Genomic DNA, 7483 nt, shown 5'->3' on the forward strand with positions numbered 1-7483 from the left:
CGACCGCTTGCCTTCCAACCAAGCCGCGCGACGCGCGCATCAAACAGCGCCGTAGCTAGCGCGGCTTGGTTGAAGGCCGCAGGGAGCCCGTTACCCCATCTACGAGGTCTGCTACGCTTGTCCGGGACGACGGCGGAGTATGCCTTGACTCCTCCCCTCCAAATCCCGAAAAAGCGCCCCAATCCATCAAAATTCCCGTTCCGAAGAGGAAATCCCGATGTCCCTCCAAGCCCTCGAATCCACCATCAACAGCGCCTTCGACGCGCGCGACGGCGTCTCGACCTCGACCAAGGGTGAGGTGCGCGAGGCCGTGGATCAGGCGCTGGAGATTCTGGACAAGGGCGAGGCGCGCGTTGCCGAGCGCGGGAGCGACGGCAAGTGGAAGGTCAACCAGTGGCTGAAGAAGGCCGTGCTGCTCTCCTTCCGCCTCAACGACATGGGCGTCATTCCCGGCGGGCCGGGCAAGGCGACCTGGTGGGACAAGGTGCCCTCGAAGTTCGAAGGCTGGGGCGAGAATCGTTTTCGTGACGCCGGTTTCCGCGCCGTGCCCGGCTCGGTGGTGCGCCGCTCGGCCTTCATCGCCAAGAACGTCGTGCTGATGCCGTCCTTCGTCAATCTCGGCGCCTATGTCGATGAGAGCACGATGGTCGACACCTGGGCGACCGTCGGCTCCTGCGCGCAGATCGGCAAGCGCGTGCACATCTCCGGCGGCGCCGGCATCGGCGGCGTGCTCGAGCCGCTGCAGGCCGAGCCCGTCATCGTCGAGGACGACTGCTTCATCGGCGCGCGCTCGGAGGTTGCCGAGGGCGTGATCGTGCGCAAGGGCGCGGTGCTGGCGATGGGCGTGTTCCTGGGCGCCTCCACCAAGATCGTCGACCGCGAGACCGGCGAGATCTTCATCGGCGAAGTGCCGGAATATTCGGTGGTGGTGCCCGGCGCCCTGCCCGGCAAGCCCATGAAGAACGGCCAGATGGGCCCGAGCACGGCCTGCGCCGTGATCGTCAAGCGCGTCGACGAGCGCACGCGGTCCAAGACCAGCATCAACGAGCTGCTGCGGGACTAATCTTCTCCCTCTCCCCGCTTGCGGGGCCGCGACGAGCTTCGCTCGCGCTGAGAGGGTTGGGGTGAGGAGGAGTCTCCGCGGGGACGGCGACAGACGAATTCGCGGAGAGTCCCCCTCACCCGGATTGCTTCGCAATCCGACCTCTCTCCGCAAGCGGGGCGAGGTGACAAGCGGCGCCAGCCGCCTTATCGAACCCACCCTCCTTCCATCGCGACCAAGATCCGGGCGGCCTGCCCGGAGCCTCGCATGGACTGGATCTGGTATCTCTTCCGCTTCGACGGCCGCATCAACCGCGCTTTGTTGTGGCAGGCGCTGCTGATCGTCGCGCTGTTGACGGCCGTGCAGGAGGTCATCGTTCAGGTCATCGGAGTTCTCGAAGGGGCCACATCCATCTCCCCCAAGATCATGCTCAACTTCGACTTCGGCCTCGACGACCTCTTCAAGGTGGTCGACCTCCGGGGCTATCGCCTGCTGCCGACCGCCGACCTCCCGACCCTGATCCTGAAGTTGTTCGGCACGTCGCTGTTCTTCTGGATCTACCTTGCGACCGCAATCAAGCGGCTGCACGATCGCGACAGGAGCGGCTGGTGGATCGTCCCCTTCTTCTTCGCCCCCCGGCTGCTGTTTTATGTCTGGGACTTGCTGCCTGACTCCAGCTGGTTCATTCCGTTCGACTGGGCCATCCACGCGCTGTGGCTGTGGGGCCTTGTCGAAACGTTCTGCCTGCGCGACAACGTGGGTGATAACCGGTTCGGCTCCGACCCGCTGGCCGAAATCGAGGAACGTTTCGCATCCACATCGTCCCCGGCGAAAAGCTGGGACCAGCAGGCAGAGCTGGAAATTGTCCCGCCAAACGCTAGCCCACCCGGCGGCATGCATGTTAATCGGGGCTCATGACCGATGCCCTCTCGATTGCCCGCGATCTCATCCGCTGCCCCTCGGTAACCCCGGCCGATGCCGGTGCGCTCGGGGTGCTCGAAAAAGCCCTCACCGCAGCCGGCTTCACCTGCCACCGCGTGACGTTCTCCGAAGCCGGCACCGCCGACGTCGACAATCTCTACGCGCGGATCGGCAGCGAGGGGCCGCACATCAGCTTTGCCGGCCACACCGACGTGGTGCCGCCCGGTGACGAGAGCGCCTGGAGCGTCGGCGCGTTCTCGGGCGAGGTGAAGGACGGCTTTCTGCACGGTCGCGGCGCCGTCGATATGAAGGGCGGCATCGCCTGCTCCGTCGCCGCAGTGCTGGAGCATCTCGCCGCACATGGCGGCAAGCCGCGCACTGACGGCAAGGGGTCGATCTCCTTCCTGATCACTGGCGATGAGGAAGACGTCTCCATCAACGGCACGATCAAGTTGCTGAAATGGGCCGCCGAGCGCGGCGAGAAGTTCGATCATTGCGTGCTTGGCGAGCCATCGAATGTCGAGACGCTCGGCGACACCATCAAGGTCGGCCGCCGCGGCTCCCAATCCGGCACGCTCTATGTCGACGGCGTGCAGGGGCATGTGGCCTATCCGCACCGCGCGGCCAATCCGGTGCCGGATATCTCGCGCCTGATCGTGGCGATCTCCGACGAGCCGCTCGACCATGGCAGTGCGCAGTTCCAGGCCTCCAATCTCGAATTCACCTCGGTCGACGTCGGCAACACCGCCAGCAACGTCATCCCCGGCCAGGCCCGCGCCAAATTCAACATCCGCTACAACGACAACCACACGCAGGCGAGCCTGCGCGAGCTGGTCGAGTCGCGTTTGGCAAAAGCCTGCGGCAACCGCATCCGCGCCCGCATCGTCTGGGAGCCGTCGAACTCAAACGTGTTCGTCACCAAGCCCGGCCCGTTCACTGATCTCGCAGTCTCGGCGATCGAGGAAGTGACGGGCCGCAAGCCGGAGCTGTCGACGTCAGGCGGCACCTCGGATGCGCGCTTCATTTCCAGCTACTGCCCGGTGATCGAGTTCGGCCTGGTCGGCCTGACCATGCACCAGGTCGACGAGCGCGTGCCGGTGACCGATCTGGACAAGCTGACGAAGGTCTATCGCGGGATACTGACGCGGTATTTCGGGTAGGCCGCTTTATCGCCAAGTCCTCCACTGTCATCGCCCGACTTGATCGGGCGATCCAGTATTCCAGAGACAGTAGTGATCGAACCGAGAAGCCGCGGCGTACTGGATGCCCCGCCTTCGCGGGGCATGATACCGAGGGTGGGGTGAGAGCGCGCTCTCTCCGCGCTCCTCAGTAATCCACCTTCACCAGATACAGCCCCTCCGGCGGGGCGACGACGCCGCAGGCGGCGCGGTTGCGCGCGGCGAGCGCTGCGGAGAGATCGTCCGCCGTCCAGCGGCCTTCGCCGACCCAGACCAGCGAGCCGACCATCGAGCGGACCTGGCTGTGCAGGAACGATCGCGCCGAGGTGACAACGGTGATCTCACGCCCGTCGCGCAGCACGTCGAGCTGGTCGAGCGTCTTCTCCGGCGATTTGGCCTGGCACTCGGTGTCGCGGAACGTCGTGAAATCGTGCTTGCCGAGCAGACGCTGCGCGGCCGCATGCATCGCATCGCTGTCGAGCCGGCGCGGCACGCGCCAGGCGTGGCCGACGTCGAGCGCGAGATTGGCGCGGGTGTTGACGATGCGATAGCGGTAGTGGCGCTTGATCGCCGAAAAGCGCGCCTCGAAGGTGTCAGGAACGATCTCCGCCTCCAGCACCGCGACCGGATGCGGGCGCAGATGCGCGTTGAGGCCGTCGCGAAAACGATCGGCGCGAAATTCCTTCGCGATATCGACATGCGCCACCTGGCCCCGCGCATGCACGCCGGCATCGGTGCGGCCGGCGCCGTGCACCCGCGCATCGGCGCCGGTCATTGCCTTCACCGCCGCTTCCAGCGCGCCCTGCACGGAAGGCAGCGTCTCCTGCACCTGCCAGCCGTAGAAGGGTGCGCCGTCATATTCGATGGTGAGCTTGTAGCGGGGCATCTTGTCCAGTTTCGCTGTCATCGTCCGCCCTGGTGCGCAATTGCGCACTGGAGCGGGCGATCCAGTACTCCGCGGCCTATCCGTTCGACCGAGAGGTCTCGGCGTACTGGATACCCCGCCTTCGCGGGGTATGACAGTGTCAGGTGAATTTCGCGCCTGCCTTCAATGGCACACCGCGCAGGAAGTCGGCGGCCTGCATCCGCGCCTTGCCCTCGCGCTGCAGCTCGAGGATGCGGATCGCGCCCTCGCCGCAGGCAATGGTGAGCTGGTCGTCGAGCACCTCGCCCGGGGCACCCGAGCCCCTCGCGAGCTCGCAGCGCAGGATTTTCACGCGTGCGTTCTCGCTGACGCCCGCAAGCTCGGCCCAGGCGCCGGGGAACGGGGACAGGCCGTGGATGTGGCGCAGCACGTCGCGCGCGGGCCTGGTCCAGTCGATCCGCGCTTCGGCCTTGTCGATCTTGGCGGCATAGGTGACGCCGTCTTCGCTCTGCTTTTTGAGCTGGAGACTGCCGCGCGCGAGCGCGGCCATCGCGCGCACCATCAAATCGGCGCCGAGCCGGGACAGGCGATCGTGCAGATCGACCGCGGTCATGTTGTCCGTGATCGCAAGACGCTCGGCCATGGCGACGTCGCCGGTGTCGAGGCCGACATCCATCTTCATCACCATGACGCCGCTGTCGGCATCGCCCGCCATGATCGCGCGATTGATGGGCGCCGCGCCGCGCCAGCGCGGCAGCAGCGAAGCGTGCAGATTGTAGCAGCCGAGTTTTGGCGCATCGAGGATCGCCTGCGGCAGGATCATGCCGTAGGCGACGACGACGGCAGCATCCGCATCGAAGGCGCGAAACTCGTCGAGCGCCTCCTCTGTCTTCAGCGTCTTCGGCGTCAGCACGGGAACGCCGAGTTTTCGCGCGGCTTCCTCGACCGGGGTCGGCTGCAACTGCAGGCCGCGCCGCCCACCGGGCTTCGGCGCGCGGGTATAGACAGCCGCGATCTCGTGGCCATGCGCGACCAGCTCGAGCAGCGTCGGCACGGAGAAATCGGGCGTGCCCATGAAGATCAGGCGGAGGGGCATGTGGCGAGACAATCCTCGGAAACGAGCAAGGTACTCGTCATGGCCGGGCTTGTCCCGACCATCCACGTTCTTCCTGCTCGCGGCGGTAAAAAACGTGGATGCCCGGCACAAGGCCGGGCATGACGGCGAAGGACGTGGCTACTCACTCCGCGCGCTTGGCGGCTTTCTCGAACTTCTTCATCACTCGGTCGCGCTTGAGCTTCGACAGATAGTCGACGAACAGCACGCCGTTGAGATGGTCGATCTCGTGCTGGATGCAGGTGGCGTAGAGGCCCTCGGCGTCCTCCTCGTGCACCTTGCCATCGAGATCGGTGAACCGAACGCGGACCCTCGCCGGCCGCTCGACCTCCTCGTAATATTCGGGGATCGAGAGGCAGCCTTCTTCGTAAACCGACAGCTCCTCGGACAAGGCGACGATCTCGGGATTGATGAAGACGCGCGGCTCCGGATTGGTCTCGCCGTTCTCGTCGCGCTTGGCGAGATCCATGGTGATGAGCCGCAAGGGCTGCGCGACCTGGATCGCCGCGAGCCCGATGCCGGGCGCGTCGTACATGGTCTCGAACATGTCGTCGGCAAGCTTGCGGATCTCAGCCGTGACCTTCTCGATCGGCTTGGAGACCAGTCGCAACTGCTTGTCGGGCAGGATGATGATTTCTCGTAGGGCCATGGCGGCGATTTAAGCCGCATGCCGGATGCGGTCAATGCGGCCAGGAACTCGTTAACGGTCCGATAACCATAAAACTTTGGGCTTTGTTAACCATGAAAATTAGGGGGCCGTTAACCATAAATGTTCCCTCTTCGTTCGCGCACCCTCGCGAATCGGCTAGAAGGAACGGCATGAACGAGATCATTTTCCTGGCTGGCGACTGGCCGGTGCGCACGATCGATGCGCTGATCGGCTTCGGCGTCCTGGTCCTCATCCTGCTGGTTGTGATTGCCGTGGTGATCGCGCGCTCGGGGCGGCGGGGCGCGGAGCTCGCCATGGCACACGCGATCCGGGCCGACGAGCTGGAAGAGCGCCTGAGCCAGGTACTGCACGCCCAGAGCGAGGCCTCGGGCCGGGTCGATGCCATGACCCAGGCGCTGGCCGGCCGCCAGGCCGAGATGGCGCGCGCCGTCAACGAACGGCTGGATTCGGTGACCCACCGCGTCGGCCAGTCCATGGAACACTCGACCCGCAACACCCTGGAGAGCCTCCGCGCGCTGCACGAACGGCTCGGCATCATCGACAGCGCGCACAAGAACCTCACCGACCTCACCACGCAGGTGACCACCTTGCGCGACGTGCTCGCCAACAAGCAGTCGCGCGGCGCCTTCGGCCAGGCGCGGATGGAAGCGATCGTCCAGGACGGTCTTCCAAAAGGCTCCTACGAGTTCCAGTTCACGCTCTCCACGGGAAAGCGGCCTGACTGCGTCGTATTCCTGCCCGATCAGCGGCCGCTCTGCATCGACGCGAAATTTCCGCTGGAGGCGATGACGGCGCTGCACGACGCCCGTAGCGACGAGGAGCGGCGAATTGCCACGCAACGGCTGCGCGGCGACGTGATGAAGCATGTCAGCGACATCGCGGAAAAATATCTCGTCACCGGCGAGACCCAGGAGATGGCGCTGATGTTCGTGCCGTCGGAATCGGTTTACGCCGAGATCCATGACGGTTTCGACGACGTGATCCAGAAGGCCTACCGCGCCCGCGTCGTGCTGGTGTCGCCCTCGCTGCTGATGCTCGCGATCCAGGTGATGCAGCAGATCATGAAGGACGCGCGCATGCGCGACGCCGCCGACCAGATCCGCACCGAGGTGATCAAGCTCGGCGACGACCTCGGCCGCCTGCGCGACCGCGTGCTGAAGCTGCAGAAGCATTTTGCCGACGTGAACGAGGACGTCCGGCAAGTGCTGATCTCCGCCGACAAGATCGAGAAGCGTGCGGGCCGGATCGAGGAGCTCGACTTCAGCAAGACCGATGCGCCGGCGGAAGGCCCGCGCCTCGTGGCGTCAGGCGCGCCCGAGCTGTTTCCGCGCAAGCTCCAGGCGGGGGAATAGACTTGGAATACACTGTCATGCCCCGCGAAGGCGGGGCATCCAGTACGCAGCAGCGGTCGTGATCGAGCCGAGACGCCGGTGAGTACTGGATCGTCCGCCTTCGCGGACGATGACAGCGGAAGAAAGGCGGCAGATGGGCGGACGCTGTTACTACGTCTACATTCTCGCCAGCAAGATTGGTGGCACGCTCTACATTGGCGTGACGAACGACCTCATCCGCCGGGTGGCGGAGCACAAGTCAAAGCTGATCAAGAGTTTCACAGAGAAGTACGACGTCGCAAGGCTGGTCTACTTCGAGCAGTTCGATGACCCCGAGAATGCGATCCAGCGAGAGAAGCGGC

8 protein-coding genes are annotated in these 7483 nt (G+C 65.1%); 5 read left to right on the forward strand and 3 right to left on the reverse strand.

The genetic code is table 11. The features are described 5' to 3' along the window. Positions 1-217 precede the first annotated feature (217 nt). The 3 genes from dapD (at position 218) to dapE (ending at position 3123) form a co-directional block, all read left to right on the forward strand. Complete coding sequence (gene dapD / locus AC630_RS41225; protein WP_074124116.1) at positions 218-1063, forward strand: 2,3,4,5-tetrahydropyridine-2,6-dicarboxylate N-succinyltransferase; 846 nt, start codon at positions 218-220, stop codon at positions 1061-1063. A gap of 246 nt (positions 1064-1309) precedes the next feature. Further along, a complete protein-coding gene (locus AC630_RS41230) occupies positions 1310-1960 on the forward strand; it encodes a DUF805 domain-containing protein (protein ID WP_074124118.1) in 651 nt (216 codons plus the stop codon). After that, complete coding sequence (gene dapE / locus AC630_RS41235; RefSeq protein WP_074124120.1) at positions 1957-3123, forward strand: succinyl-diaminopimelate desuccinylase; 1167 nt, start codon at positions 1957-1959, stop codon at positions 3121-3123. The genes AC630_RS41230 and dapE overlap by 4 nt, the downstream gene beginning before the upstream one ends. A 166-nt stretch (positions 3124-3289) precedes the next feature. Here dapE and truA read toward each other — a convergent pair whose 3' ends face one another. The 3 genes from truA to def all read right to left on the reverse strand — a co-directional run bounded on the left by truA (position 3290) and on the right by def (position 5769). After that, entirely contained in the window at positions 3290-4027 is a 738-nt protein-coding gene (truA, locus tag AC630_RS41240; protein ID WP_074124127.1) for a tRNA pseudouridine(38-40) synthase TruA, read from the reverse strand. A gap of 139 nt (positions 4028-4166) precedes the next feature. Beyond that, positions 4167-5102: a methionyl-tRNA formyltransferase gene (fmt, locus tag AC630_RS41245; protein WP_074124122.1), complete on the reverse strand. Its 936-nt coding sequence runs from the start codon at positions 5100-5102 to the stop codon at positions 4167-4169. 142 nt (positions 5103-5244) lie between these two features. Then, positions 5245-5769: a peptide deformylase gene (def, locus tag AC630_RS41250; RefSeq protein WP_074124123.1), complete on the reverse strand. Its 525-nt coding sequence runs from the start codon at positions 5767-5769 to the stop codon at positions 5245-5247. A gap of 170 nt (positions 5770-5939) precedes the next feature. On the opposite strand from def, the gene AC630_RS41255 reads away from it, so the two are divergent. Next, entirely contained in the window at positions 5940-7142 is a 1203-nt protein-coding gene (locus tag AC630_RS41255; protein ID WP_074124125.1) for a DNA recombination protein RmuC, read from the forward strand. A gap of 133 nt (positions 7143-7275) precedes the next feature. Further along, on the forward strand, positions 7276-7483 hold a 208-nt coding region (locus AC630_RS41260), incomplete at its 3' end, for a GIY-YIG nuclease family protein (protein WP_074124128.1).

Source organism: Bradyrhizobium sp. AS23.2, assembly GCF_001908185.1.
Taxonomy (GTDB): Bacteria; Pseudomonadota; Alphaproteobacteria; order Rhizobiales; family Xanthobacteraceae; genus Bradyrhizobium.

Bases quoted from the DNA above. Each gene is read 5' to 3' on its own strand.
- dapD (WP_074124116.1), top strand. From the start codon at position 218: ATGTCCCTCCAAGCCCTCGAATCCACCATCAACAGCGCCTTCGACGCG.
- AC630_RS41230 (WP_074124118.1), top strand. From the start codon at position 1,310: ATGGACTGGATCTGGTATCTCTTCCGCTTCGACGGCCGCATCAACCGC.
- dapE (WP_074124120.1), top strand. From the start codon at position 1,957: ATGACCGATGCCCTCTCGATTGCCCGCGATCTCATCCGCTGCCCCTCG.
- truA (WP_074124127.1), bottom strand. From the start codon at position 4,027: ATGCCCCGCTACAAGCTCACCATCGAATATGACGGCGCACCCTTCTAC.
- fmt (WP_074124122.1), bottom strand. From the start codon at position 5,102: ATGCCCCTCCGCCTGATCTTCATGGGCACGCCCGATTTCTCCGTGCCG.
- def (WP_074124123.1), bottom strand. From the start codon at position 5,769: ATGGCCCTACGAGAAATCATCATCCTGCCCGACAAGCAGTTGCGACTG.
- AC630_RS41255 (WP_074124125.1), top strand. From the start codon at position 5,940: ATGAACGAGATCATTTTCCTGGCTGGCGACTGGCCGGTGCGCACGATC.